The sequence below is a fragment of the Enterobacter sp. E12 genome (assembly GCF_014596715.2).
Lineage (GTDB): Bacteria > Pseudomonadota > Gammaproteobacteria > Enterobacterales > Enterobacteriaceae > Enterobacter > Enterobacter bugandensis.
The window spans coordinates 2,883,386-2,909,738 of the sequence record NZ_CP115601.1; the positions used below are offsets into that span (position 1 = coordinate 2,883,386).

Below are 26,353 nucleotides of genomic sequence, written 5' to 3' on the forward strand. Positions count from 1 at the left end.
TTTAATCTGGAGCGGGAAACGAGACTCGAACTCGCGACCCCGACCTTGGCAAGGTCGTGCTCTACCAACTGAGCTATTCCCGCATGTTATCAAGTTAACTGCTAACCACTTGATTTCATTATCGTCCGGCTTGCTGTGCCGCCGTTCGATGCGTTGCATTCTACTGATATGACGTGATGAGTCAACGTTATTTTTTGCTTGTCTGGATTGTTTGCTGAAAATTACGGCGAAACGATCACTGATCAAGCAAATCCCCGCGCGCAGCGTTCAAATATTGCAGCATTGACCACAGCGTCAGCACCGCCGCGACCCACAGGAGGCCAATCCCCGCCCACTCAACCCAGGCGTTCGGACGCCAGAGCATCCACACCAGCGAGGCCATCTGCGCGGTGGTTTTCACTTTACCAATCCAGGATACCGCCACGCTGCTGCGTTTCCCCAGCTCCGCCATCCACTCACGCAGCGCAGAGATGATGATCTCACGGCCAATCATAGTTGCGGCGGGCAGCGTCACCCACCAGGTATGATAGTGCTCAGCCACCAGCACCATCGCGATCGCGACCATCACTTTATCCGCTACCGGATCGAGAAAGGCGCCGAAACGGGTGCTCTGGTTCCAGCGGCGCGCCAGATAGCCATCAAACCAGTCAGTTACCGCTGCAATAAGGAAGATCAATGCGCAGGCGAACGGTGCCCAGACGACCGGCAGGTAAAACGCCAGCACAAAGAACGGAATGAGTACAACACGAAAGAGAGTGAGCAACGTAGGGATATTATATTGCATAGTGACGGTAACTATTTGTTGTCAGTAAAATTTAGCTCTATGTTGCTACAGAGCCCTCAATGTTTCAACGAGTAGTAGATCTTTTCTGCCAGCCCTTGCGAAATACCCGGCACTTTTGCAATTTCCTCCATACTGGCGTTGAGTAATCCTTGCAATCCGCCCATATACTTCAGCAGCATCTGGCGGCGTTTTGGCCCAACGCCCTCAATAGTCTCAAGCGTGCTCGTGTTTTTGACCTTCGCCCGTTTTTTGCGGTGGCCGCTGATGGCATGGTCGTGCGACTCATCGCGAATATGCTGGATGACGTGCAGCGCCGGGGAGTCCGGCGGCAGGCTGAAGCCCTCACCTTCCGGCTCAAAAAACAGCGTTTCCAGACCGGCCTTACGATCGGCCCCTTTTGCCACGCCTAACAGCAGCGGATGGTTTTTGTCCCACTCAACGTCGAGCGACTCGAATACCGCTTTCGCCTGACCTAGCTGCCCTTTCCCACCGTCGATAAGAATCACGTCCGGGATCTTGCTCTCTTCAATCGCTTTACCGTAGCGACGGCGCAGCACCTGATTCATGGCAGCATAGTCATCACCCGGCGTGATGCCGGTGATGTTATAGCGGCGATACTCGGCGCGCAGCGGGCCGTTGGCGTCAAATACCACGCAGGACGCCACCGTCTGCTCACCCATCGTATGGCTGATATCGAAACATTCCATTCGCTTCACTTCCGGCAACTTCAGGAGCGTCGCCAGCGCGGTTAAACGCTGGCTAACCGTCGATTGCTGGGACAGTTTAGTGGTGAGCGCCGTCGCCGCGTTGGTCCGCGCCAGCTTCAGATAGCGTGCACGGTCGCCGCGCGGTTTGGTTTGAACATTGACCCGACGCCCGGCCAGTTCGGAAAGCGAATCGGCCAGCAGGGTTTTATCATCGAGGCTAAAATCGAGCAGGATCTCCGAGGGCAGCGTACGCATCTGGCTGCCCTGAAGATAAAACTGGCCAACAAAGGTTTCCACCACTTCACCCAACTCAGTGCCGCCAGGCACCTTCGGGAAATAGCTGCGGCTGCCGAGCACTTTGCCCTGGCGAATAAACAGCACATGCACGCAGGCCATGCCGGCGTCGAAGGCCACGCCAATAACGTCGAGATCGTCGCCGGTATTTGAGACAAACTGTTTCTCAGTGACTCTGCGCACCGCCTGGATCTGGTCGCGGATCCGCGCAGCCTCTTCAAACTCAAGCGCGGCGCTGGCTTTTTCCATTCTGGCGATCAGCTGGGTTAAAACCTGATCGTCTTTGCCAGCTAAGAACAGGCGTACGTATTCTACCTGCTGCGCATACTCGTCTTCACTGACCAGCCCGGCAACACAAGGGCCAAGGCAACGCCCAATCTGGTACTGTAAACACGGGCGCGAGCGGTTGCGGTAGACGCTGTTTTCACACTGGCGGATCGGGAAGATTTTTTGCAGCAGCGCCAGCGTCTCCCGCACGGCATAGCCATTCGGGAAGGGGCCGAAATATTCCCCTTTCGCGTGTTTTGCGCCGCGGTGCATCGCCAGGCGCGGATGGGTGTCACCACTCAGAAAGATAAACGGATAGGATTTGTCGTCCCGCAGCAGCACGTTATAGCGCGGCTGGTAGAGCTTAATATAGTTGTGCTCAAGCAGCAGCGCTTCCGTCTCGGTATGCGTCACGGTGACATCAATATTCTGAATGAGTGAGACCAGCGCTTCGGTCTTACGGGAGGCAAGGTTACTGCGGAAATAGCTGGAAAGACGCTTTTTAAGATCTTTGGCCTTCCCCACATAGATAACCGTACCGCCAGCGTCATACATCCGATAGACGCCTGGCTGGCTGGTTACGGTTTTCAGAAATGCTTTTGAATCGAATACATCACTCACTGACTTAACAACGTCTCCGCGTTACATAAACCGTGCCGGATGGCCAGATGAGTCAGTTCAACATCACCATGAATGTTCAGTTTACTGAACATACGATAACGATAGCTGTTGACCGTTTTCGGGCTGAGATTCAGCTGCTCTGAGATCTCATTCACTTTCTGACCCTTGGTGATCATCAGCATAATCTGCAATTCACGCTCAGACAAACTGGCAAACGGTGATTCCGTTTTCTCGGGTTCGATCTGGCTCAGCGCCATCTGCTGCGCAATGTCGGAGGCAATGTAACGCTGCCCGGCAAATACAGAACGGATAGCATTGACGACTTCCTGCGGTGCGGCGCCTTTGCTCAGGTAACCGGCTGCCCCCGCCTGCATCACCTTCGCGGGAAGCGGATTTTCAGTATGCACGGTCAGCATGATGACTTTTGTATCAACAAAGGTACGCGCGATTTTGCGTGTTGCCTCAAGGCCACCGATACCGGGCATATTCATATCCATCAGCACCACATCGGCCGAGTTTGTGCGGCACCATTTTACGGCATCTTCCCCACAGCACGCCTCACCGGCAACTTTAATACCTTTAATATCTTCAAGAATGCGTCGTATCCCTGCGCGCACCAGTACGTGGTCATCAACAAGAAGGACGTTGATCAAAGGAAATGTCTCCAGAATAGGGATAACGCTACTGAGTGATAATTTGGCTTATATTAACGGTTTTCATCACAAGATTAAAACGTTAAAAAATCGGCTATTCGATTTTGCTCTCGTTTTTGGAAATTAGCCTGTACAGTCCATGGAAAGAGAGCCCTTGCCATCAGAGCTTTTGCGGGAATTTTTAAGCATCTGTATTCAAAAAGTTACAAAAAGCTTGCACGCTTTCCTCGCCGAAAAACTGTTCTCAATTTTTGTAACAATAATTAACGGCAAGTAAACCAGGCGCAAACAATTAATAGCCGTACCAGAGCATCAGTTTACCGGCTGGCTCTGTTTACGCAAATAAACACTGGCGTAAAAGTACGAAAAACAACCGCTGCATTTTTTGCTGCAGCTTGTGGTATACTCCGCCGCCTTGACTTTCGTCGTCGCGCTTTAGCGCCGTTTAATAATGAGGAAAATAAATGAGCACACCTGAATTTGCCACTGCGGAGAATAACCAGGAACTGGCACAGGAAGTAAACTGCCTGAAAGCGCTGCTAACGCTGATGCTGCAGGCGATGGGCCAGGCTGATGCTGGTCGTGTGATCATTAAAATGGAAAAACAAATCGCGCAGATGGAAGACCAGGCGGAATCGGCCGTATTTGCTAACACCGTTAAGCAAATCAAACAAGCGTACCGCCAGTAACAAAAAACGGCTGGATGCAGTGCATTCAGCCGTCCACTCGTCTGTCACGCAGAACGTACTCTCTAATCAGATCAGTCCCGTAGCCGCCGCATAACAGGCAATCTGCGTCTTGTTTGGCGCATTAAATTTTTTCTGCATATTCTTCTGATGGAAGTTAACCGTATTCTCTGAAATAGAGAGAATGATCGCTATTTCCGCCGACGTCTTCCCTTCCGCGGTCCATTTCAGAATTTCTCGTTCGCGTTTACTGAATTTCATCTCAGGCGGCATAACCATCTTATCTTCAAAACGCAGCAGCGCGGTTAATGCCATTTGCACCAGCATCTGCAGCCGCAGCTCTATTTCCTCGCCGGAAAACGGTCCTTCCTGCGCGCGAGTACGGGAAACAGAGAGGAAGCCGAGCGCATGATTAGGCAGCATCAGACACTGCGTTATTCCCGAACGTAGACCGAAGTCCTGCGCCCTATGCCATAATTCCTGAGCATCCGCAAATAATTCGTCCGTCCAGGGTAAATGCCCCTGAATGAAATTCTCCGGCTTTAGCACCGGATCGATGGTGAAATAGTTCTCTGATTGATATTGCGCCAGCCACTGTTGCGGATAAGTGGCATGCACAGCAATTTTAGGCCGCGTAAACGGCACCGGATGGCGCACACAGAGTGAGTAATAATCGAATTCCAGCGCCTGAGTTTGTCGCTGAAGTTCATGATATACCTCGGCGGCACAGGTCAATTCCTGAAACCGCAGGGAGCAATCCCGTCGCCAGGTGAAAAAGTCTGAATCCTTCATACTTACTAAAAGAAGCCTCTGAAAAGATAATCATTATTATGGTGAATATAACCTAACACATAAAACTTATTTCTAACCACAAAATATCTGCACTAGCACAATTAACTGTGCTATGGATAAGGATTATTCTGTTCGGGTAGAATAAAAGAACACCGTTTAAGGCGAAGAGCGAGAATAATTTGCTCCAGAAGAACTTTCTGGAGCAAATGAGTACATAAATGCTACTGCATAAGGAATTTTTCCAGGAACTGACGGGTTCGCGGCTGCTGGGGGTTAGCAAATAAGCTTTTCGCCGGTCCCTGCTCCACAATCCGCCCCTGGTCCATAAAGATGGCTCTGTCAGCGACATCGCGCGCGAAGCTCATTTCATGGGTCACGATCACCATCGTACGTTTCTCCTGTGCCAGCTGGCGAATGGTGTTCAGCACCTCGCCCACCAGTTCCGGATCGAGCGCAGAGGTCGGTTCATCAAACAGGATCACATCCGGGCGCATCGCCAGCGCGCGCGCAATCGCCACGCGCTGCTGCTGCCCGCCCGACAGGCGGCGCGGATAGCTGGTCTCTTTCCCTGCCAGCCCGACTTTGGCGAGCAACTCGCGGGCGCGTGCCGTCGCTTCCTCTTTGGGCTCACCTTTTACAATGACCGGTCCTTCAATAATATTTTCCAGCACCGTGCGGTGCGGGAATAGATTGAAGCTCTGGAACACAAAGCCGACATGCTGACGCAGGCGGCGAATCAACCCTTTCTGCTGGCTGATGGATTTACCGGTATCAATCGTTATCTCCCCAACCCGAATGGTGCCCCCTTCCGGCTGCTCAAGCAGGTTGATACTACGCAGCAGCGTGGTTTTCCCCGACCCGCTCGGGCCAATAATCGCCACGACTTCGCCCTGCTCAACTTCCAGGTCGATGCCGTGGAGCACCGTTTGCCCGTGGAATTTTTTCACCAGGTTTTTGACGTCAATTGCACTCATTTTGGATCACGCTCCTGGCGGTTAAGCTGGTTTTCAAAGTAGTTTTGCAGAGCAGACAACACCGTCGCCATCACCCAGTAGATCAGCGAGGCGGCCAGATACATGGTGAAAACTTCAAGGGTGCGCGAGGTAATCAGCTGCGCCTGACGGAACAGCTCCGGCACCTGAATGGTTGCAGCCAGAGAGGTATCTTTCACCAGGCTGATGAAGCTGTTGCTCAGCGGCGGAAGCGCTACCCGCGCCGCCTGCGGCAGAATGGCGCGACGCAGCGTCTGCCACGGCGTCATCCCGATACTGGCCGCCGCTTCCCACTGGCCTTTATCAATCGACGAGATCGCCGCGCGCAGGGTTTCGGAGGTATAGGCCGCCGTGTTAAGCGACAGGCCAATCATCGCCGCCGGGATGGGATCCAGCTCGATACCGAACTGCGGTAAACCGTAGTAGATCATAAAGAGCTGAGCGATAAGCGGCGTACCGCGAAACACGGAAATATAAAAGCGCGCCAGCCAGCGTACCGGCAGGATGGGCGACATGCGCATTAAGGCCAGTACAAAGCCCAGCACAAGACCGAAGAACATCCCGCCGATACTGAGCTGTAGCGTGAATACCGCACCTTTCAGCAGGAATGGCAGGGAATCAATAACCAGTTGAATACTTTCTTGCATTATTATTTTTCGACCTGATTTTTAGACATGAGGATGATAAGCAAACAGCGCGGGCGCCCCGCCGGTGTGCACAAATAAAATCGGCCCTTCATCCTTAAAGCGTTTCTGCGCAATGCCATCGATAAGCCCGGCCATCGCTTTACCCGTATAGACCGGATCGAGCAGTATACCTTCAAGGCGCGCCAGCAGCTTAACGGCTTCCATCCCCTCTTCATTAGGCGTGCCGTAGCCCGGCGCAAAATAGTCATCCCAGAGCAGGATCTCGGCCCTGGCCTTCAGATCCAGCTGCTCTGCCACCGCCTGTTGCAGAGCCACTACTTTTGGCTTCTGGCCCGCGACGCTGCGAGAAACCGTCACGCCAATCAGCTCGACATCCGGCAGAAGCTGTTCCAGCCCCACCGCCAGCCCGGCATGCGTGCCCGCGCTTCCGGAGGCGACAACGACCGACGAGAGGCTAACGGCGCCCTCGCACTGCTGGGCGATTTCCAGCGCACTTTCCACATAGCCCAGCGCGCCCAGCGCGTTCGAACCGCCGACGGGAATAACGTAGGGACGGAAACCCTGCGCTTCCAGACGCGTGGCCAGATCGTCGAGCTGCGCGGTCGGGTCGGTCAACGCATCCACCATCTCCACCTGCACGTTAAACAGATCCAGCAGCAGACGATTACCGTTGGTGAGATAGTTTTCCGCCCGCGTGCCAATCGGGTTTTCCAGCAACGCCACGCAGTGAAGCCCGAGCTTTGCCGCCACGGCGGCCGTCTGACGAACATGGTTGGACTGAATGGCCCCGGCAGTAATAAGCGTATCCGCGCCTTCGCGCAGCGCGTCGGCCGCCAGAAACTCCAGCTTGCGCAGCTTATTGCCCCCCATCGCCATCGGCGTCACGTCATCACGCTTAATAAAAATATCGCGTCCCAGATAATCAGAAAATCGCGGCAGGTACTCCAGCGGCGTCGGCGCGCCGATAAACTCCAGCCGGGGAAAGCGCGTTAAATTCTGTAGTGACATGGACTCTCCGGTAACTCAGACAAAATGTGATATTTTTCATTATGCACGCAGACGCGTAAGAAATAAAAAAGGCGCTTTTAAAAGCGCCTTTTTTCCAGGTCACAGACTTATTTGGTGACGTCGGCCCCGAACCACTTCTCAGACAGCGCCTTCAGGCTGCCGTCTTTCTGCATGTCAGCAATCGCGGAATCAATGGCTTTCACCAGATCCTCGTTGCCTTTACGGACGGCCACGCCGGATTCCTGACGAGAGAACGCATCACCCGCTACTGCCAGGGTATTATTGGTTTTCTTCACCAGATCCAAAGCGGCCAGACGGTCAACCAGAATGGCGTCGATACGGCCTACGCGCAGGTCCTGATATTTCGTCGGGTCATCATCATAGGTGCGGATGTCCACGCCCTGAACGTTCTGGCGCAGCCACTCTTCGTAGTTGGTTCCCAGACCGACGCCGACTTTTTTGCCTTTCAGATCGGCAGCGGATTTAATGGAGCCTTCGTTGCCTTTCTTCACCAGCGCCTGAATACCGGACACGGTGTACGGCGTGGAGAAGTCATACTTCTTCTTACGCTCGTCAGAAATGGTCACCTGGTTAATCACCACGTCAATGCGTTTTGAATCCAGCGAGGCCAGCATACCGTCCCATTTGGTCGGTTTCAGGGAGGCTTTAACGCCGAGGTGCTTCGCCAGTTCTTCTGCAAATTCCACTTCAAAACCGGTCAGCTTGCCGTCATCGCCCTGGAAGCTGAAGGGAGGATAGGTTCCTTCCAGCCCGACCAGCAGCGTACCGCGCTCTTTTACTTTATTCAGCAGGTTTTCTGCAGCGAACGTTTTCACGCTCATGCCCGCAACCAGCGCGACGGCCATAACACCCATCAGCGCCTGACGACCCAGAAGTGCAAATTTCATAAATACCCCGATATAGTGGAATTTTTACGTAGTGTAGAGAAATCGCCTGCAACGTCAAAGGCGACTGCGCTACATCTTATTCTTTTTTAATATATATCAGAAGTTGTTCCGGCGAGCGCTTTCTGCTTCACGGAACCCGGCATTTGCACCTTATATTGCGCATACTTGCGCAGCGCAATACGGTAGTTGTTGGTGCTGGTTGCAGGCAGCCACGGCTCCAGATTTTCATCCAGGTAACCGGTCTTCAGCAAATCGCGAGAGATATTGTTAACGCTCAGATGCTGCCCAAGACGGCGCAGGCGAACCACATATTCGCGCACGGTGCCGTGGCTCATCTCCGTTTGTTCAAACAGGAATTGCTTGAAGCCGATGATATCAAAGAAGTCGCTTTGCTCTTTGCAGTGGAGATCGCCACAGAAACGGCAAAGCGCCACCCACTCTTTTTGCTCTTCGAGCCACGCGGCTTCATCCATTAACGTGTCGAGGCGAGAGATAGCGATTTTATTCACGATCTCGCCGCGGCGAACCAGCGTGATACGATCGAGTAATTTGTTACAGTGGGCGCAATGCGTCTGGCTGTGTTTAAAGTCTTTCAGGTAGCGGCTTAAAGGCCGTCTTTTAGATTGCTGCACCGTCATGATAACTCCTGGTTGTCAATACGTTGTGCGGCATTTTTCGGGTGATTGGATCACCTATAACTTACCCAGTTTGGTTCGTAAGCGTTTAATGGCCTGGCTGTGCAGCTGGCTAACCCGCGACTCCCCCACCTCCAGAACCGCGCCAATCTCTTTGAGATTAAGCTCTTCCTGGTAATAAAGGGTCAACACCAGCTGTTCGCGCTCGGGCAGAGCTTCAATCGCTTCCATTACGCGCTGGCGTAAATTCCCTTCCATTAAATGGTGTAACGGGTTTTCCTGCTGGTGCTCGTCCGTCACCAGCTCGATGCTATCGCCATGCTCTTCGCGCCACTCGTCATAGGAGAAGAGTTGGCTATTATTGGTATCGAGCAACATCTGACGATACTCTTCAACAGCAATACCAAGACGTTCCGCCACTTCGGTTTCCGTTGCGTTGCGTCCCAGTTCCTGTTCCAGCTGCCCCATCGCATGCGCCACTTCGCGCGCGTTGCGGCGAACGCTGCGCGGCACCCAGTCGCGGCTGCGCAGCTCGTCCAGCATCGCACCACGAATACGCTGAACTGCGTAAGTCGTAAATGCCGTTCCTTGCAGAGCGTCGTATCGGTCAACTGCATTCAATAACCCGATACCGCCCGCCTGTAGCAGATCGTCAAGTTCCACGCTCGCCGGCAAACGCACCTGGAGGCGCAATGCTTCGTGACGCACCAGCGGGACATAACGCTGCCACAGCGAGTGTTTATCCATTACACCTTCAGCGGTATAGAGTGAATTCACGATAAACAGCCCTGCGTTAGTTGAGTTATCGGCATGATTATCCGATTCTGCAGGGCGTTCAATTGGATGAATAATGGGTGAAATGAGGGGTTATTTTGAGATTAGAACAGGAAATTCTGCAGCCAGTCGTTTTTCTACTACTGGCGTGCTGAATGTTTTATTGTGCCCTTAAGTCTTTAACTGCATATTTGCTATGGATTTTTTCCAGTATCCGGGTAACTTTCTTTGTGTTCTCAATAGTAATATCTGCAGGCACGAAACCACGCTTTTGTTTAAACCGTTGCAAAGCAACTGTAACTATTGCTCTAAAAGTGAGCTCGCCTGAAATTGTAGATTGCTGAGTGCTCCATCCCTCATCGCCAATATAGTCTTGTGAATCTGCTATATCTGCAAAATAACCGAACGGAGGATGCATGCCGGCATCTATGACTGCAATGGTATGGTCAACATGTTCAAGCGCATTATAGAAACGTTCGTCCATGAGCCCCACCGTATCAAGCGCCAGCGAGGTATAGTAGCTAAATGCCCCGACACAGGAAGGGAACATAAATAGTTTTTCACCGGCATAATCGCAGCGCATCCGTACGAGTGGCTGCCCCTGCTGATTAACATTCAGTAACCCATGCTGACTAAAATTGAAGTGTTGTACCCCTGTGAGGCGGGACATTTCAATGTAGCGATGAAAAACATCATTCCGTTTGACAAACAAGTCATCCTCAATGAGGAAATAGTGATCAACGCCCTTTTCTCGCAGGTAAGATAGCGCCCTATTTTTGCTGCACCCTACCCCAAGATTCTCTTCATTCAAAACATAGTGGCAATCCAGACCTGAATACTCAGGGAAATGTTGTCCATCATTAATAATGACCAGTTCATCAATATATTGGCGCGGAAGAGAGTTTAATAATTTAAGCAAACCGTCTTTACGGTTATAAGTGACGATCCCCACACCAATTTTTTCACCCTGATACATACATCATTTACCTATTCTTCGTTTCAGACACCGCCAGTTTCTGGCGCTCCTCCGCCCGGGTACAAGCATTAGCCTATCCAGGCGCGCTGCCAATCATCCAAACCGCCCTCTCTTAACATCCAGTCGCGATGCACAGCTTTGCGCAGTTCTTCACCAGCCTTCTCGAGCGCATTCCAGTCGTGAATGTATTCACGAACAGCAGCAATCCACGCATTAGGCGTATTTTTTACCCGATGAACGGGGAGGCCACAGCGATAAGGCTCGATATCCGTGCAGATAATAGGGAATCCGCAACTTCCCAGTTCTAAGAGACGAAGATTACTTTTACATTCGTTAAATCGATTCTGTTCGAGCGGGACCAATGCAAGATCAAGATCAAGTTCACTCAACTTTTGTGGATAATGCTCAAAAGGCACAGGTAAATGGAATTCGCACACGACGCCCTCTGGCTTCATCCCCATAAACACCCATTCCACTTCATCTTTTAATTCAGAAATGATCGGTAATAATATTTCGAGATCGCCCGTATGACTCGCCCCCCCCGCCCAACCTACCCGCGGCTTTTTACCGCGGCGTTTTGCGGACTTGAGGTTCCCCCACAGTTCTATATCCAGGCGATTTTTTGCCACGCGGATATCCGAATGAAAACGAGAATAGGCTTCAGCCAGCGGCTCAGTTGACACGACAACCCAGTCAGCCAGGGCCAGAGCCGAGGTCAGTCGATTCTGGATGTCTTTTGGTACATTCTCCCTGAAGATATTTTTCTCAGGGACGTCTAAATAGTAATCATCAAATTCCATAATAATTTTGGCATTACAGACCTGACGATAGCGTTGTACTGTCCGGGGAATATCATCGGCGATAGGCACTTCAAGAATCAGGCGATCGGGCTGAAACTGCGCTACTTCCATCACCGTGGGCAGGCCGAGGATCAATCCGCCATCAGCCTTCAACTCTTGCTGAAGCGCATGAAGAGGTTTAATGACGCGATAATTACCGCATCCTGTCCAGTTAATGTGGGTCCCCATGATTACAGGTAACGGCTTTCCTGGCAGCGCATGCGGTAAGCGCGACATACGGGTATTCAGGCTGAATGTCGACCCGAGACGATTCATATTTGGATTGTAATAAGGATCACGCGCCAGTTCTGCTCCCCATTTCTCCAACAGCGCATCACTGCATGCTTCATCCGCATGAGTAGCGACTGCAAATTTTTCTGGGAACAAACGCGAAGCTCCGCCAAGGTGCTTAACTCGGCTAAACGGTGTCCACAGGGTAATATACCCTTGCGCTTTCGCTTTTAATGCCAAATCAACGTCAGCGTAGTAGATCGGGAAATTCTCTTCATCGAATCCGCCAAGCTCATCAAATACATCTTTACGCACCATCATGCATGCTGCACTTACTGCATGAGCGCCCCGAGGGATCTTCAGTCGGCTAAGGAAGCCACTGTCATCCGGAGAGCTCCCTTTCCCGCAGACAACCACGCCGTCATTGATGCCTGTAATATACCCACCATGCTCCAGCGTACCATCCGGATATTCAAGTTTACTCCCGACAATACCGACTTCCGGGCGTTGAGTGAGTTCGAGTAAAGCCCCCATCCAGTTGGCATCATGAATTTCAACATCATTGTTCATGAACAACAGGTACTCACCTGTTGCATAACGGCTAGCGTAGTTGTTGATAGCAGCAAAGTTGAACGCAGTATCCCAGCGCAGAACTCTAATTTGCGTCAGTTGCATCGACTCTAGTTGATCCAGGTACCTTCTCGCATCCTCATCAGTTGAACCATTATCAACAATGATGATTTCATACTGATGGTACGCGGTTTTTTCCATCAAAGAATCAATACAGCGCTGGAGCAACATCAGACGGTCCCTGGTCGGAATAATCACCGACACCTTCGCAATAGCGGGAAGTTGATACGTCACGAACTGGACGCCAGGTTCTTCGCCGGACGCGATCGTTGCATGTATGCCGCAGCGTGAGAGATGTGCGGCAGTGATGATTTTCATTTCATCAGTGATAGCGGGGTTTTTACACCATTCGCTCATACTGATGGCTCTGGCGATCAGCGCCTCAGGAATATGACCGACCGCGAACGGTCCTTTTTCTTCAATTAATTTCCAGCAAAGATCGATATGACTGAGATACAAAAAGTCTGGATTAAATCCATTGTGGCGACGTAATGCATCTGTCGAAATAAAGACACTGGAGCCGATATAAGGATGCGCACGCAACATATCTATATCGCATTCCGGCTTAAGAATTAAGCCATCTTCCTTATCATTACGGATAACGAGTTCATCAAAATACCAAAACGCCTTCTGCGGATCCCGCATGGTAAATTCGGCACAGGTAAGTAGTGCATGCTCTTCCAGGGTATCGCCCGCCTCCATAATGAGCAAATTAGCGGATGCGATCCCGTCCACCGCCAGATTCAGATCGCCCACGAAGCGTATTGTCGAATCGCCAGTAATAGAATGCGATGGATGCTTTCCTACGACGATGAGTGAATCGGCACTTAATGTCTGGCTATTAACAGAGCTTAAACTCGCACGCAGCTTATCACGGTCGCCTTCACGATCGATGATTATGACCGAAATACTGGCGCAGGCAGGGAAAGACTGAAGCAACGTGCCTATAATTGCGGAACGCAATGGCGTCGGTTTTCTTTCATTCATCCAGCTACTGACTGATCGCGTTGTTTCTTCGCCGAAACTGTCCATAACCTTGCGGTGAAACTCGAGATTGCGGTGCTGTTCTTGCGAAATTTTTAATACTTTTGGCGCAGGCAGACGATCGAATATACGTTCAACGCAGGCGTCTAAAGAAAGCTGCGCGTTTGCTTCAGCCCGGTATTCCCAAGCCCAGTGGGCTGCTTGCGGGTAACCGTCAAGGATCTCTTTTATCCAGCGGTTACGGTTAACGATTTTGGGAGCACCTGTCAGTGCAAAGTGATAATCACTGCGTTCCAGCAGATTTGCTTCTGTCAGATAACCGTGTGAGGAAATACCATCTGATATCACAACTGGTAGCCCCATGCCCATGGCAAGTACAACTCGGGCTTCATCACCAATGATAAGCTGATATTGTGACAGCAACTCTGGCGTTACAGGACCAGGCGCAGAGTCGAGATTATAGTAATCCAGTTCAATATTTCTGGACTGGAATGACTCGATGAGCTCAGCTAAATTTTTATTATACCCAGTGGAGATCAGTAGTGCTTTTTCGAACTTATCAGTGAAGACACCTGTGGCAGACGCAAATTGATTATTAATTGTGAGCGGGAAAATCTTGATCCGCGGTTGTTTAATTCCCTTTTCAACTAAGCGGACATAACTGGCGGTAGAGCAGGCAAAACTGGTGCTGGAAAGCACATTTTCCACATCAGCGCCGTAGGGTAAATCATAATCAGCATAACTGTAAAAGTGATGGAAGAAGATTCTGGAAACCCAGTCTCCTTGCATAAAAATGGTGTTCAGCTCGGCGGGAATATAGCCGTTAAATATCCACATCAGATCGTAGAAAGCGTGCAACTTACCATCGGGTTGTTCCAACAAGCGAATGGTTTTATTTGCATTTATAACATTCAAATTGTTGAGCCAATACCGACCCGTGGTTTTGGCAAAAACATCGACCTGCCAGTTGTGACGATGAAAATATTCTATCAGATCAAAAAAGATACTCTCGTGTTGACCGTAATGTTCAAACCTGTCAATGGTAAGTAAAATTTTGCGCATAATATTTTCAAGTCTATCAACATTTAAGTGGAGTTGGGCAATATAACAAAAACCCGGCAACGCCGGGTTTTTGAATATCAAGGGCGTAAGAATTAACGCAGCAGAGACAGCATAGACTGTGGAACCTGGTTTGCCTGAGACAGAACAGAAGTACCAGCCTGTTGCAGGATCTGTGCACGTGACATGTTAGACACTTCGGTTGCGTAGTCAGCATCCTGGATACGAGACTGTGCTGCAGACAAGTTAGTTACTGAGTTGTTCAGGTTGTTAACGGTAGATTCGAAACGGTTCTGCATTGCACCCAGGTTGCTACGCGCACCGTCGATACCTTTAAGTGCAGTATCAACTGCGTCAATAACAGCTTTTGCAGTGGCGTTGTCGCTGATAGATGCCGTGCCGCCGGACAGGGCAGTACCGGATGCCAGAGAGCTGAGCTTAGCATTGATCAGAGAGTCAGAACCGATGCTGATGGTATCGCCAGCTTTGGTGTTTGCACCAACCTGAATGGTTACGCCGCCGCTCTGAGAACCATCCAGCAGGTTTTTACCGTTGAAGTTTGCAGCACCTGCGATACGGTCGATTTCAGACAGACGCTGGTTGATCTCGGTGTTGATGGAGGTCATGTCAGTGTCTTGGTTGGTGCCGTTTGCTGCCTGTACAGACAGTTCACGGATACGCTGCAAGTTGGTGTTAATTTCGTTCAGGTTGCCTTCAGCAGTCTGAATCATAGAGATGCCATCGTTGGCGTTACGAGCAGCCTGAGTCATGCCCTTGATCTGAGAATTCATGCGGTTAGCAATCGCCTGACCAGCAGCATCGTCTTTAGCGCTATTGATACGCAGGCCAGAAGACAGACGCTCAATCGCGGTACCCAGAGCAGACTGAGATTTGTTCAGGTTGTTCTGAGTAGACAGGGATAACAGGTTAGTATTGATTACTGACATAATTTAATTCCTTCAAATTGGATTCTAGGGTCGGTGCTTAACACTCACGGCGTCTCTCACCGTCAAAAAGGTTATCGACGAACGTTTTGAAGACTTTAGAATTTTCATTGATTTTTTTTTAACTATTTAATTTTAAAGAAATAATTTTACGTCATCATACCAAAAACAGAATTATTTATGGCATTCATCCTTGTAGGGCCATACGCAATATCCCAGGGCTGCATCCTTCATACCGTTAACGAAGAGGGTATATGGTAAGGAGAATACCGCTTATTCAACCGATAATTTTCTTAGCTAATGGTTAAACTATTTTCTCATGCCGCCGATAACTAGCTGAAACTACCATTGACTAAAGGAAACAATCTAATGGCAAGTGCAACAATCAGTAGTCTTGGCGTAGGCTCAGGTTTGGATCTACAGACGCTCTACACGAATCTTGAAAACGCTGAAAAAACAAAATTAACGACAATAACGAATCAGCAAACCTCTTATAACGCGCAGCTCAGTGCGTTCAGTAAGCTGCAAAGTGCGATGCAAACACTCAATACCGCCACTGCAGCGCTTTCTAAAACTGATACATGGAACGCAACAGCCGTAGGATCGACCAATAACTCCTTCATGGCAACCACAGCCACGGGCGCAACCGTCGGCAGCTATACCGTTCAGGTCAAAGCGTTGGCAAAAGCGCAGGTACTGACCACTGCCAGCCAGACTAGCGCGACTTCACCGTTGGGCGCGACAACGGGTGCAACCCGTACAATAACCATTGCACAAGCCGGCTCAACAACGCCGCTGACCGTTACACTCGGTGATTCCGATACCTCATTAAATGGAATTGCCAGCGCGATTAACAAAGCGAACGGTAACGTTACGGCTACCGTCGTTAAAGCGAAAGACGGTGACTACACTTTAATGCTGACATCAAAAACATCTGGTACAGCAAATGATATGACGGTGAGCGTCTCGGGTGACAGCACATTACAAAACGTCATTGGCTATGATTCGTCAACTCACACAGGGGTAATGAATCAACAGACGGCATCCCAAAATTCGCAAGTCATTATCAACGACATCACGATTGAGCGTTCAACTAACACGATTAATGATGCCCTACCAGGTATTACCCTGAGCCTTAAAAATGAAAGCACGAGCAGCGAAAACCTAAATATTACCCGTGCTGCTGACACCACACAGAAAGCCATTACTGACTGGGTAACGGCCTATAACGCTTTACAGTCCACCATTACGTCCGTCACTAAATATGTAAAGGTTGATGCCGGTGAGAGTCAGTCCGCAAATAATGGCGCGTTAATTGGTGATAGTACGGTACGTTCGGTGCAGTCGCAGTTACGTGGATTATTAACTGAGGTGCAGTCAGGCTCTTATGCAATCCTGGCTCAGCTTGGCGTGACGCAGGACACCGCAACGGGGGCAGACGGTTCATTAGGCAACCTTAAGGTTGATTCCAACAAATTGAGCAAGGCGTTAACGGATAATCCAGAAGCGGTACAGGAATATTTTGCCGGCGATGGCAAGACAACCGGACTCGCGACACAAATGGGTACGATGCTCACGAATATGTTGAGCACAACGGCGGGCAAAGAAGGGATTATCAAGAATGCTACTGATGGTATTAACACGACGCTGAAAACGCTTGACCAACGCTATGATACGATGGAAGCCAGTATAGAAGCCACAATGGCGCGATATAAAGCGCAATTCACCAATCTGGATACGTTGATGAGCAAAATGAACAATACATCTACCTATCTGAAACAGCAATTCAGTTCTTCCAGCAGTTAAGGAATATCTATGTACTCACAAATTGGTGCGCGTGCATATCAACAAATTGGTCTTGAAAGTGCGGTAATGAGTGCAAATCCGCATCAACTTGTGACCATGCTATTTGACGGGGCACTTAGTGCCCTTGTCCGTGCCCGCCTTTTCCTCAACGAGGGTCGTATTGCCGAAAAAGGTGAAGCACTGTCGAAAGCAATAAATATCATCGACAACGGTTTAAAGGCTGGTTTGAATATGGAGATCGAAGGTCCGCTTTCCGCGAACCTTGCTGCACTGTATGACTATATGATTCGTCGTCTTTTACATGCTAATTTACGTAATGACGAAGGGGCTATCGTCGAAGTTGAGGAATTATTGAATAACATTGCTGACGCGTGGAAACAAATTGGCTCTAATGTCTCCTCTGACCAGGATAATCTTTAATGAACACCCCCAACTCTGTCCTTAGCGCCTGGCAGGCGCTACATAATCTCAGCCTTTCCATGCTTAAGCTGGCTAAAGCCGGTCAGTGGGACGATCTAATCACACATGAAATTACTTATGTTCAACTTATTGAACATATATCGCAGAATCCAATAACATCAGCACCGCGGCCTCACATCGAACAGGCCAGATTATTGCTCGAAAATGTGCTTAAAAATGAAAGTGAACTCAAAGAGTTACTGGCTGTGCGCATGGAAGAGCTCCGCAATCTTATTGATCAAACAGGTAAACAGCAATCCATAACATCTACCTATGGAAAGCTGTCAGGAAATATTCTTTATCCAGAAAGTTTGACCCGCGACACACAATTATGATTTCTTCATCCATACTCCAGAAGTCTGCCATATGGCTTCTGGAGCACGGACGATGAAAAACCCCACCCTGTTACAATGCTTTCACTGGTATTACCCCGCTGGCGGTGAATTGTGGCGAGAAGTCACGGCGTTAGCCCCCAATCTTAATGAAATCGGCATCAACATGATCTGGCTGCCGCCCGCGTATAAAGGGGCTTCCGGCGGGTATTCGGTTGGCTATGACTCTTACGATCTGTTTGACCTCGGCGAGTTTGACCAGAAAGGCAGTATCGCCACGAAATACGGTGACAAAGCGCAGCTGCTGGAAGCCATCGACGCCCTCAAAAGCAACGACATTGCCGTCCTGCTGGACGTGGTGGTGAACCACAAAATGGGGGCTGATGAGAAAGAGCCTGTCCGCGTGCAGCGCGTGAACGAACAGGACCGTACACAAATTGATGATGAAATCATCGAGTGTGAGGCCTGGACTCGCTACACCTTCCCCGCCCGCGCCGGGCAATATTCGCAGTTTATCTGGGATTACAAATGCTTTAGCGGCGTCGACCATATTGAAAACCCGGATGAAGACGGGATCTTTAAAATCGTCAACGACTACACCGGCGAAGGCTGGAATGACCAGGTCGATGATGAGATGGGTAACTTCGATTACCTGATGGGCGAAAACATCGACTTTCGCAATCACGCCGTCACCGAGGAGATCAAATACTGGGCCCGCTGGGTCATGGAACAGACGCGCTGCGACGGTTTTCGTCTGGACGCCGTCAAGCATATTCCCGCCTGGTTTTACAAAGAGTGGATTGAGCACGTTCAGGAAGTCGCCGAACAGCCGCTGTTTATCGTGGCGGAATACTGGTCTCACGAGGTAGACAAACTGCAGGCCTATATTGACCAGGTCGACGGTAAAACCATGCTGTTTGATGCCCCCCTGCAGATGAAATTCCACGAGGCGTCACGCCAGGGTCGGGATTACGACATGAGCCAGATCTTCACCGGCACGCTGGTGGAGGCCGACCCGTTCCATGCGGTGACCCTCGTCGCGAACCACGACACTCAACCCTTGCAGGCGCTGGAGGCCCCGGTCGAAGCCTGGTTTAAACCGCTGGCGTACGCGCTGATCCTGCTGCGGGAAAACGGCGTGCCGAGCGTCTTCTATCCGGATCTGTTCGGCGCAAGCTATGACGATACGGGAGGCGACGGTGAGACCTATCACATCGACATGCCGGTGATTGAGCAGCTTCACGAGCTTATCCTCGCCCGCCAGCGCTTTGCCCATGGCGTGCAGACGCTCTTTTTTGACCATCCTAACTGCATCGCCTTCAGCCGCAGCGGCACCGAGGACGATCCCGGCTGCGTGGTGGTGATGTCGAACGGCGACGACGGCGAAAAGGTGATTTGCCTGGGGGAAAACTACGGCAACAAAACGTGGCGTGATTTTCTCGGCAATCGGGAAGAAACTATCACCACGGCAGCGGATGGCGAAGGCATCTTTACCTGTAAAGGGGGAAGCGTGAGCGTGTGGGTGATTGAGGATGCGTTGTAGAACGGGAAACGTGCGGCCTGATGCCCTCACCCCGTCCCTCTCCCACAGGGAGAGGGCGCAAACACCAAAAACGGCAACGAGGTTGCCGTTTTGCTTTTACCCTTAGGGCAGTTTACTCTCCAGCGGATTCTTGCTCAGGTAATCCGCACATTCCACCGTTGGGCGGTCAACCTTCTGCAACTCCATGCCATCATACTCAAGCGTAGCGCCGTCGCGATCCAGCGGATAGATATCCAGCTTGCGGGTAACGTTGTAATAATTGTCTGAACGCAGCATGATCTTACCCGGCACGGCAATCACACGTTGCCACTGGCGGCAGTCCAGCGTATCGCCCTCTTCCGTCACCACCAGCGTGGCAATGGCTTCAGGACTGACCAGGCTGCTCTGCGGCCCTTTCGACTGCCAGTATCCTGCCAAGTTTGCCGGGACGGGATGATTGATCACATCTTGATAGTTATCCACCTGGACACACCCGGCAAGGATTATCAGAGCGCCTGTTAATGCTAACTTTTTCATGAAAAATCCAGGTTAGTGAAAAAATTCATTTTGGCATTAAAACGCGCGCAACTCTAGTCAGAACCCTTTATGACATAAGAATTACCTATTGCAGATGACTCTCAGACCTTATGCCACACGTACGACGCGAGTCAGTTGATCATTTTGATCGCGAAGGAAATCAACTTTCGCCTCATTTTTAGGATGGTGAGCCAGATAATCATCAAACTGAATATGTTCTACTGTATATCCCAACTCAAGAATAAAGGTCAGCAATGCCTCACGCTGCTCTTTAAACCACGGTAAGTCCCATGCTTCGAAAGAAAAGGGAGGGAAATTATTATGCTCAAGGAATCCGACGGCACCTTTTAAAACATTCAGTTCCAGGCCTTCGACATCAATCTTCAAAAACCGCGTTTTCTGTTCAAACAGAACATCATCAAGTTTGATAATCTGAACGACATCTTTTTCACCGCTCATCGCCGCCTCTACTCCCGTGTTTGAACGATATTGTTCAATCATGGAAAAACCACCAACGTTATACATTTTATGGTAGTCAGGCACTGGTAACTCAAGTATCCCATTTGCCGCACCAACTCCTTTGTTCAGGGCTGTTACGTTATTGAGACGATTGAGGAAAATATTTCCGCAGAGCTGATAATACACAACCTTTTGTGGTTCAAAAGAATAAATATGGCCATTTTGCTCATTCAGCATGAGTGCTGTAGGTATGGTATACGCCCCCAGATTTGCCCCGAGATCGAACACTATAGGCTTATCAAACCCTCTGGTGAATTCACCTGTAATAGCAAAAAGCCAGTTTTCCCAGTTGTCCTGAGTAAAGAGGTGATTGGAAATGACATCATTGCCAAAGGTCAGAAAGCTACCTTGTGATGAGTTAACGACGTGAACTCTTGGTAACATAAGTAATCCTGTAAACTTTCTTTATAAAAAGAAACTACGTCTGAAATCTCGGTAAGACATTTCTCTGCCTAAACCTGCATGCCCATCACTTCCTGATACGCCGACACCAGTTTGTTACGCACCTGGATCCCCATCTGCAGGGAAACCGAGGCTTTTTGCAAATCGGTCATCACATCATTGAGCGCCACGCCCGGCTCGCCGAGGGTGAACTTCTCCGCCTGCGTACGCGCAGCGGTCTGGGTATCGCTGATACGGTCAAGAGCGGCATGCAGTTGCCCCGCAAAGCTGATGGTCGGCTGCTGTTCTGCCACATTCTGATTACGGGCCGTCATCGCCGTTGCCTGCAACTGACTGATGACCCCTTCAATGCCCTGTATAGCCATGACTCTCCCCTGGATGGTTTTTTACGCGGTCAAGACTAACAGCTTGTCAATAAGATAATGGCGGTAAATAGCGTGAAAAAACCAGGTTATTTGACGCATAGAAAATCCGGAATCGTCAAATAATGGCAGGGCCATCAATATGGAACTTTTGTCGTGTTTGCCGACCCGGGAGTCAGTTTTGTTTCTCTACACGAATAACGTAAACCACCAGGATTTAAGAGGTGCGCAATGAGTGCAACAGCATCGACAGCGCCGCAGAATAAATCACTCGAGTGGATGAACCGCCTTCGCGCGAATCCTAAAATCCCGTTGATCGTGGCAGGCGCTGCCGCAATTGCGATCCTTGTAGCGATGGTCCTGTGGGCGAAAAGCCCTGATTACCGCACGCTCTACAGCAACCTTTCCGATCAGGATGGCGGCGCCATCGTCACCCAGCTTACCCAGATGAACATCCCGTATCGCTTTGCCGATAATGGCGGTGCGCTTGAGGTACCGGCGGATAAAGTGCACGAGCTGCGTCTGCGCCTGGCACAGCAGGGCCTGCCAAAGGGCGGTGCGGTCGGCTTTGAGCTGCTGGACCAGGAAAAATTCGGCATCAGCCAGTTCAGCGAGCAGGTGAACTACCAGCGTGCGCTGGAAGGCGAGCTGGCCCGCACCATTGAAACGTTAGGCCCGGTAAAGAGTGCCCGCGTGCACCTGGCAATGCCTAAACCCTCTTTATTTGTTCGGGAACAGAAATCCCCTTCAGCTTCCGTTACCGTGAACCTCGAGCCCGGCCGCGCGCTGGACGAAGGGCAAATCAGCGCGGTAACACATCTCGTCTCCAGCGCCGTCGCCGGCCTGCCGCCGGGTAACGTGACGCTGGTGGATCAAAGCGGACACCTGCTGACGCAATCCAATACCGCCGGGCGTGACCTGAACGACGCGCAGCTGAAATACGCCGCCGACGTTGAAAGCCGTCTCCAGCGCCGTATCGAAGCGATCCTCGGCCCGGTGGTGGGCAACAGCAACGTGCACGCCCAGGTGACCGCGCAGATTGACTTCTCTAATAAAGAACAAACCGAAGAGCAATACAGCCCGAACGGCGATGCGGCTCAGGCGGTAATGCGTTCACGCCAGATCAACTCCAGCGAACAGATCGGCGGGGCCTACCCTGGCGGCGTGCCGGGCGCGCTCTCTAACCAGCCAGCGCCGGCCAACGCGGCGCCGATTTCCACGCCGCCGGCCAACCAGCAGAACGGTCAGCAAAATAATCAGCAGACCACCTCAACGACCAATAACGCCGGTCCGCGCTCCAGCAGCCGTAACGAAACCACGAACTATGAAGTGGACCGGACGATCCGCCACACTAAGCTGAACGTGGGCGATATTCAGCGTCTTTCCGTTGCGGTGGTGGTGAACTACAAAACCCTGCCGGACGGCAAACCGTTGCCGTTAACCGCCGAGCAGATGAAGCAGATTGAGAACCTGACCCGCGAAGCGATGGGCTACTCCGAGAAGCGCGGCGATACCCTCAACGTGGTGAACTCTCCGTTTAACTCGGTTGAAGAGACCGGCGGTGAACTGCCGTTCTGGCAACAGCAGGCGTTTATCGACCAGCTGATGTCCGCAGGCCGCTGGCTGCTGGTGCTGATTGTCGCGTGGCTGCTGTGGCGTAAGGGCGTTCGTCCTCAGCTCCAGCGCCGTGCGGAAGCCGAAAAAGCGGCTCGCGAGCAGATGAATACGCGTCAGGAAACGGAAGAAGCGGTTGAAGTTCGCCTCAGCAAAGATGAACAGATGCAGCAGCGTCGTGCTAACCAGCGCATGGGCGCTGAGGTGATGAGCCAGCGCATTCGCGAAATGTCAGATAACGATCCGCGCGTCGTGGCGCTGGTCATCCGCCAGTGGATGGGTAACGAACATGAGTAATACGCTTACGGGCACCGATAAAAGCGTCATCCTGCTGATGACCATTGGCGAAGATCGCGCGGCAGAGGTGTTTAAACACCTCTCCCAGCGAGAAGTGCAAATTCTCAGTGCGGCGATGGCCAACGTGCGTCAAATCTCCAACAAACAGCTGACCGAAGTGCTGTCAGAGTTTGAACAGGAAGCCGAACAGTTTGCCGCGCTGAACGTCAACGCCAACGACTACCTGCGCTCCGTGCTGGTCAAGGCGCTGGGCGAAGAGCGTGCCGCCAGCCTGCTGGAAGACATTCTGGAAACCCGCGATACCGCCAGCGGTATCGAAACGCTCAACTTTATGGAGCCGCAGAGTGCCGCCGACCTGATTCGCGACGAGCACCCGCAGATTATCGCCACCATCCTGGTTCACCTCAAGCGTGGTCAGGCGGCCGATATTCTGGCCCTGTTCGAAGAGCGCCTGCGTCACGACGTGATGCTGCGTATCGCCACCTTCGGCGGCGTTCAGCCGGCCGCGCTGGCGGAGCTGACCGAAGTGCTGAACAACCTGCTCGACGGTCAGAACCTCAAGCGCAGCAAAATGGGCGGCGTGAGAACGGCGGCGGAAATCATCAACCTGATGAAAACGCAGCAGGAAGAAGCCGTCATTTCGGCGGTTCGCGAATTCGACGGCGAGCTGGCGCAGAAAATCATCGACGAGATGTTCCTGTTCGAAAACCTCGTCGAAGTGGACGACCGCAGCATCCAGCGCCTGCTCCAGGAAGTGGATTCCGAGTCGCTGCTTATCGCCCTCAAAGGCGCCGAACAGCCGCTGCGCGAGAAGTTCCTGCGCAACATGTCCCAGCGTGCGGCCGATATCCTGCGCGACGACCTTGCCAACCGTGGCCCGGTTCGTCTGTCTCAGGTGGAAAACGAACAGAAAGCCATCCTGCTTATCGTTCGTCGTCTGGCGGAAACCGGCGAGATGGTGATTGGCAGCGGAGACGATACCTATGTCTAATGAGCTGTCGTGGAAGCGCTGGACGCCGGACGATCTGGCCCCTCCCCTTGCCGAATTCACGCCCGCAGTGCTCTCGCCCGCAGAGCCCGACACGGACGTTGAACAGCCCGAGCTGAGCGAAGAGGAGCAGCAAGCGCAGATGCTGGCGCAGCTGCAAATGCAGGCGCACGAGCAGGGCTATAACGCCGGTCTGAACGAAGGCCGCCAGAAGGGGCACGATCTGGGGTACCAGGAAGGCCTGGCGAAAGGGTTAGAGCACGGCATCGATCAGGCACGCCAGCAGCAGGCGCCGATCCATGCCCGCATGCAGCAGCTGGTCAGCGAGTTCCAGCACACGCTGGACGCGCTGGACAGCGTGATTGCCTCGCGTCTGATGCAGATGGCGCTGGAGGCGGCGCGTCAGGTTATCGGCCAGACGCCCGTGGTAGATAACACCGCGCTGATTAAACAAATTCAGGGTCTGCTTCAGCAGGAGCCGCTGTTCAGCGGCAAACCGCAGCTGCGCGTCCACCCGGACGATCTGCAGCGCGTTGAAGAGAGCCTGGGCGCAACGCTTAGCCTGCACGGCTGGCGTCTGCGCGGTGACCCATCCTTACACCACGGCGGATGCAAAGTCTCTGCCGATGAAGGCGACCTGGATGCCAGCGTCGCCACCCGCTGGCAGGAACTGTGTCGCCTGGCGGCACCGGGAGTCGTCTGATGACCGCACGCCTTACCCGCTGGCTCACCACGCTCGACAACTTTGAGACGAAGATGGCGCAACTGCCATCTGTTCGTCGTTATGGGCGACTGACACGCGCCACCGGTCTGGTACTGGAGGCCACCGGCCTGCAGCTTCCTCTGGGTGCGACCTGCGTCATTGAGCGTCAGGATGGGCAGGAAACGCGTGAAGTGGAAAGCGAAGTGGTCGGGTTTAACGGCCAGCGCCTGTTCCTGATGCCGCTTGAAGAGGTGGAAGGCATTCTGCCCGGTGCGCGCGTTTACGCGAAAAACATCAGCGGTGACGGGCTGCAAAGCGGGAAACAGCTGCCGCTTGGCCCTGCCCTGCTCGGCCGCGTGCTGGACGGCAGCGGGAAGCCGCTGGATAGCCTGCCCGCGCCGGACACCACCGAAACCGGCGCGCTGATTACCCAGCCGTTCAACCCCCTGCAGCGTACCCCTATTGAGCACGTGCTGGATACCGGCGTGCGTCCGATTAACGCCCTGCTCACCGTAGGGCGCGGACAGCGCATGGGCCTGTTCGCCGGTTCCGGCGTCGGGAAATCCGTCCTGCTCGGCATGATGGCGCGCTATACCCAGGCCGACGTGATCGTCGTGGGGCTGATCGGCGAGCGTGGTCGCGAAGTAAAAGACTTTATTGAAAACATTCTGGGTGCGGAAGGCCGCGCCCGCTCGGTGGTGATCGCCGCGCCGGCGGACGTGTCGCCGCTGCTGCGTATGCAGGGTGCCGCCTACGCCACCCGTATCGCCGAAGATTTTCGTGACCGCGGCAAGCACGTGCTGCTGATCATGGACTCCCTCACCCGCTATGCGATGGCGCAGCGTGAAATTGCGCTGGCCATCGGCGAGCCGCCGGCCACCAAAGGCTATCCGCCTTCGGTCTTCGCCAAACTTCCGGCGCTGGTAGAGCGTGCGGGGAACGGCATCAGCGGCGGCGGCTCCATCACCGCGTTCTATACGGTGCTGACCGAGGGCGACGACCAGCAGGACCCGATTGCCGACTCCGCGCGCGCGATCCTGGACGGCCATATCGTGCTGTCGCGCCGCCTGGCCGAAGCCGGGCACTACCCGGCAATTGATATTGAAGCGTCCATCAGCCGTGCGATGACGGCATTGATTACCGAGAAGCACTACGCCCGCGTGCGTAACTTCAAACAACTGCTTTCCAGCTTCCAGCGCAACCGCGATCTGGTCAGCGTGGGGGCGTATGCCAAAGGCAGCGACCCGATGCTCGACAAGGCGATTAGCCTGTGGCCGCAGCTGGAGGCGTTTTTACAACAGGGCATTTTTGAGCGTGCCGACTGGGAAGATTCAATCCAGGCGCTGGAGCTGATTTTCCCGCAGGTGTAACACAGGTGGAG

General features: G+C 52.3%; 25 protein-coding genes and 1 tRNA gene. 9 read left to right on the forward strand and 17 right to left on the reverse strand.

Annotated features, from left to right (window positions below; translation table 11 throughout):
* Nucleotides 1-7: 7 nt before the first annotated feature.
* From IB212_RS13765 to uvrY, 4 genes are all read right to left on the reverse strand, one after another.
* A tRNA-Gly gene (locus IB212_RS13765) sits at nt 8-83 on the reverse strand.
* 152 nt (nt 84-235) lie between these two features.
* Nucleotides 236-784, reverse strand: a complete 549-nt coding sequence (pgsA, locus tag IB212_RS13770; protein WP_041909393.1) for a CDP-diacylglycerol--glycerol-3-phosphate 3-phosphatidyltransferase — start codon at nt 782-784, stop codon at nt 236-238.
* 56 nt (nt 785-840) lie between these two features.
* Nucleotides 841-2,673, reverse strand: coding sequence for an excinuclease ABC subunit UvrC (gene uvrC / locus IB212_RS13775; RefSeq protein ID WP_041909391.1), 1,833 nt, complete (start codon nt 2,671-2,673; stop codon nt 841-843).
* On the reverse strand, nt 2,670-3,326 hold the full coding sequence (uvrY, locus tag IB212_RS13780; RefSeq protein ID WP_188245993.1) for a UvrY/SirA/GacA family response regulator transcription factor: 657 nt from the start codon (nt 3,324-3,326) through the stop codon (nt 2,670-2,672). Before uvrY ends, uvrC begins: the two co-directional genes overlap by 4 nt.
* A gap of 464 nt (nt 3,327-3,790) precedes the next feature.
* Here uvrY and IB212_RS13785 point away from each other — a divergent pair, with 464 nt between their 5' ends.
* On the forward strand, nt 3,791-4,015 hold the full coding sequence (locus IB212_RS13785; RefSeq protein ID WP_014832453.1) for a DUF2594 family protein: 225 nt from the start codon (nt 3,791-3,793) through the stop codon (nt 4,013-4,015).
* A 66-nt stretch (nt 4,016-4,081) separates the two neighbouring features.
* Here the strand turns inward: IB212_RS13785 and sdiA are convergent, their stop codons facing one another.
* The 10 genes from sdiA to IB212_RS13835 form a co-directional block, all read right to left on the reverse strand.
* Nucleotides 4,082-4,804, reverse strand: a complete 723-nt coding sequence (gene sdiA / locus IB212_RS13790; RefSeq protein ID WP_041909389.1) for a transcriptional regulator SdiA — start codon at nt 4,802-4,804, stop codon at nt 4,082-4,084.
* A gap of 221 nt (nt 4,805-5,025) precedes the next feature.
* Nucleotides 5,026-5,778, reverse strand: coding sequence for an L-cystine ABC transporter ATP-binding protein TcyN (gene tcyN, locus IB212_RS13795; protein WP_041909387.1), 753 nt, complete (start codon nt 5,776-5,778; stop codon nt 5,026-5,028).
* The gene (gene tcyL, locus IB212_RS13800; RefSeq protein ID WP_028013677.1) at nt 5,775-6,443 is read right to left on the reverse strand and encodes a cystine ABC transporter permease; all 669 of its coding nucleotides are present in this window, start codon (nt 6,441-6,443) and stop codon (nt 5,775-5,777) included. Before tcyL ends, tcyN begins: the two co-directional genes overlap by 4 nt.
* 21 nt (nt 6,444-6,464) lie before the next feature.
* The gene (gene dcyD, locus IB212_RS13805; protein ID WP_041909386.1) at nt 6,465-7,451 is read right to left on the reverse strand and encodes a D-cysteine desulfhydrase; all 987 of its coding nucleotides are present in this window, start codon (nt 7,449-7,451) and stop codon (nt 6,465-6,467) included.
* Nucleotides 7,452-7,558: 107 nt separating this feature from the next.
* Entirely contained in the window at nt 7,559-8,359 is an 801-nt protein-coding gene (tcyJ, locus tag IB212_RS13810) for a cystine ABC transporter substrate-binding protein (RefSeq protein ID WP_028013679.1), read from the reverse strand.
* An 86-nt stretch (nt 8,360-8,445) separates the two neighbouring features.
* Nucleotides 8,446-8,997: a flagella biosynthesis regulatory protein FliZ gene (gene fliZ, locus IB212_RS13815; RefSeq protein ID WP_028013680.1), complete on the reverse strand. Its 552-nt coding sequence runs from the start codon at nt 8,995-8,997 to the stop codon at nt 8,446-8,448.
* A gap of 54 nt (nt 8,998-9,051) precedes the next feature.
* Nucleotides 9,052-9,771 (reverse strand): RNA polymerase sigma factor FliA, encoded by a 720-nt coding sequence (locus IB212_RS13820; RefSeq protein WP_014170714.1) that lies wholly within the window; start codon nt 9,769-9,771, stop codon nt 9,052-9,054.
* Nucleotides 9,772-9,928: 157 nt separating this feature from the next.
* Nucleotides 9,929-10,744, reverse strand: coding sequence for a glycosyltransferase (locus IB212_RS13825; protein WP_051486078.1), 816 nt, complete (start codon nt 10,742-10,744; stop codon nt 9,929-9,931).
* A 68-nt stretch (nt 10,745-10,812) separates the two neighbouring features.
* Nucleotides 10,813-14,490: a glycosyltransferase gene (locus IB212_RS13830; protein WP_041909384.1), complete on the reverse strand. Its 3,678-nt coding sequence runs from the start codon at nt 14,488-14,490 to the stop codon at nt 10,813-10,815.
* Nucleotides 14,491-14,582: 92 nt separating this feature from the next.
* The gene (locus IB212_RS13835; RefSeq protein WP_041909382.1) at nt 14,583-15,434 is read right to left on the reverse strand and encodes a flagellin domain-containing protein; all 852 of its coding nucleotides are present in this window, start codon (nt 15,432-15,434) and stop codon (nt 14,583-14,585) included.
* 366 nt (nt 15,435-15,800) lie between these two features.
* On the opposite strand from IB212_RS13835, the gene fliD reads away from it, so the two are divergent.
* Genes fliD through amyA form a run of 4 tightly spaced genes read left to right on the forward strand, consistent with a single transcriptional unit; the run spans nt 15,801 to nt 19,571 of the window.
* Nucleotides 15,801-17,237 (forward strand): flagellar filament capping protein FliD, encoded by a 1,437-nt coding sequence (gene fliD / locus IB212_RS13840; protein WP_041909380.1) that lies wholly within the window; start codon nt 15,801-15,803, stop codon nt 17,235-17,237.
* 9 nt (nt 17,238-17,246) lie between these two features.
* Complete coding sequence (gene fliS, locus IB212_RS13845) at nt 17,247-17,657, forward strand: flagellar export chaperone FliS (protein WP_041909379.1); 411 nt, start codon at nt 17,247-17,249, stop codon at nt 17,655-17,657.
* Entirely contained in the window at nt 17,657-18,031 is a 375-nt protein-coding gene (gene fliT, locus IB212_RS13850; RefSeq protein ID WP_041909376.1) for a flagella biosynthesis regulatory protein FliT, read from the forward strand. Before fliS ends, fliT begins: the two co-directional genes overlap by 1 nt.
* 52 nt (nt 18,032-18,083) lie before the next feature.
* Nucleotides 18,084-19,571, forward strand: coding sequence for an alpha-amylase (gene amyA, locus IB212_RS13855; RefSeq protein WP_041909373.1), 1,488 nt, complete (start codon nt 18,084-18,086; stop codon nt 19,569-19,571).
* Between the two features lie 102 nt (nt 19,572-19,673).
* Here the strand turns inward: amyA and yedD are convergent, their stop codons facing one another.
* The 3 genes from yedD to fliE all read right to left on the reverse strand — a co-directional run bounded on the left by yedD (nt 19,674) and on the right by fliE (nt 21,373).
* On the reverse strand, nt 19,674-20,087 hold the full coding sequence (gene yedD, locus IB212_RS13860) for a lipoprotein YedD (protein ID WP_041909371.1): 414 nt from the start codon (nt 20,085-20,087) through the stop codon (nt 19,674-19,676).
* 108 nt (nt 20,088-20,195) lie between these two features.
* Nucleotides 20,196-20,990: an FkbM family methyltransferase gene (locus tag IB212_RS13865; RefSeq protein ID WP_041909369.1), complete on the reverse strand. Its 795-nt coding sequence runs from the start codon at nt 20,988-20,990 to the stop codon at nt 20,196-20,198.
* A gap of 68 nt (nt 20,991-21,058) precedes the next feature.
* A complete protein-coding gene (gene fliE, locus IB212_RS13870; RefSeq protein ID WP_013097729.1) occupies nt 21,059-21,373 on the reverse strand; it encodes a flagellar hook-basal body complex protein FliE in 315 nt (104 codons plus the stop codon).
* A gap of 228 nt (nt 21,374-21,601) precedes the next feature.
* Between fliE and fliF the strand changes: the two genes are divergently transcribed.
* The 4 genes from fliF to fliI are packed head-to-tail and all read left to right on the forward strand — an operon-like array spanning nt 21,602 to nt 26,342.
* Entirely contained in the window at nt 21,602-23,281 is a 1,680-nt protein-coding gene (gene fliF / locus IB212_RS13875) for a flagellar basal-body MS-ring/collar protein FliF (RefSeq protein WP_028013700.1), read from the forward strand.
* Nucleotides 23,274-24,272, forward strand: a complete 999-nt coding sequence (gene fliG, locus IB212_RS13880; protein WP_014832476.1) for a flagellar motor switch protein FliG — start codon at nt 23,274-23,276, stop codon at nt 24,270-24,272. Before fliF ends, fliG begins: the two co-directional genes overlap by 8 nt.
* Complete coding sequence (gene fliH / locus IB212_RS13885; RefSeq protein ID WP_041909366.1) at nt 24,265-24,972, forward strand: flagellar assembly protein FliH; 708 nt, start codon at nt 24,265-24,267, stop codon at nt 24,970-24,972. Before fliG ends, fliH begins: the two co-directional genes overlap by 8 nt.
* Nucleotides 24,972-26,342: a flagellar protein export ATPase FliI gene (gene fliI / locus IB212_RS13890; protein WP_041909364.1), complete on the forward strand. Its 1,371-nt coding sequence runs from the start codon at nt 24,972-24,974 to the stop codon at nt 26,340-26,342. The genes fliH and fliI overlap by 1 nt, the downstream gene beginning before the upstream one ends.
* The last annotated feature ends 11 nt before the right edge of the window (nt 26,343-26,353 follow it).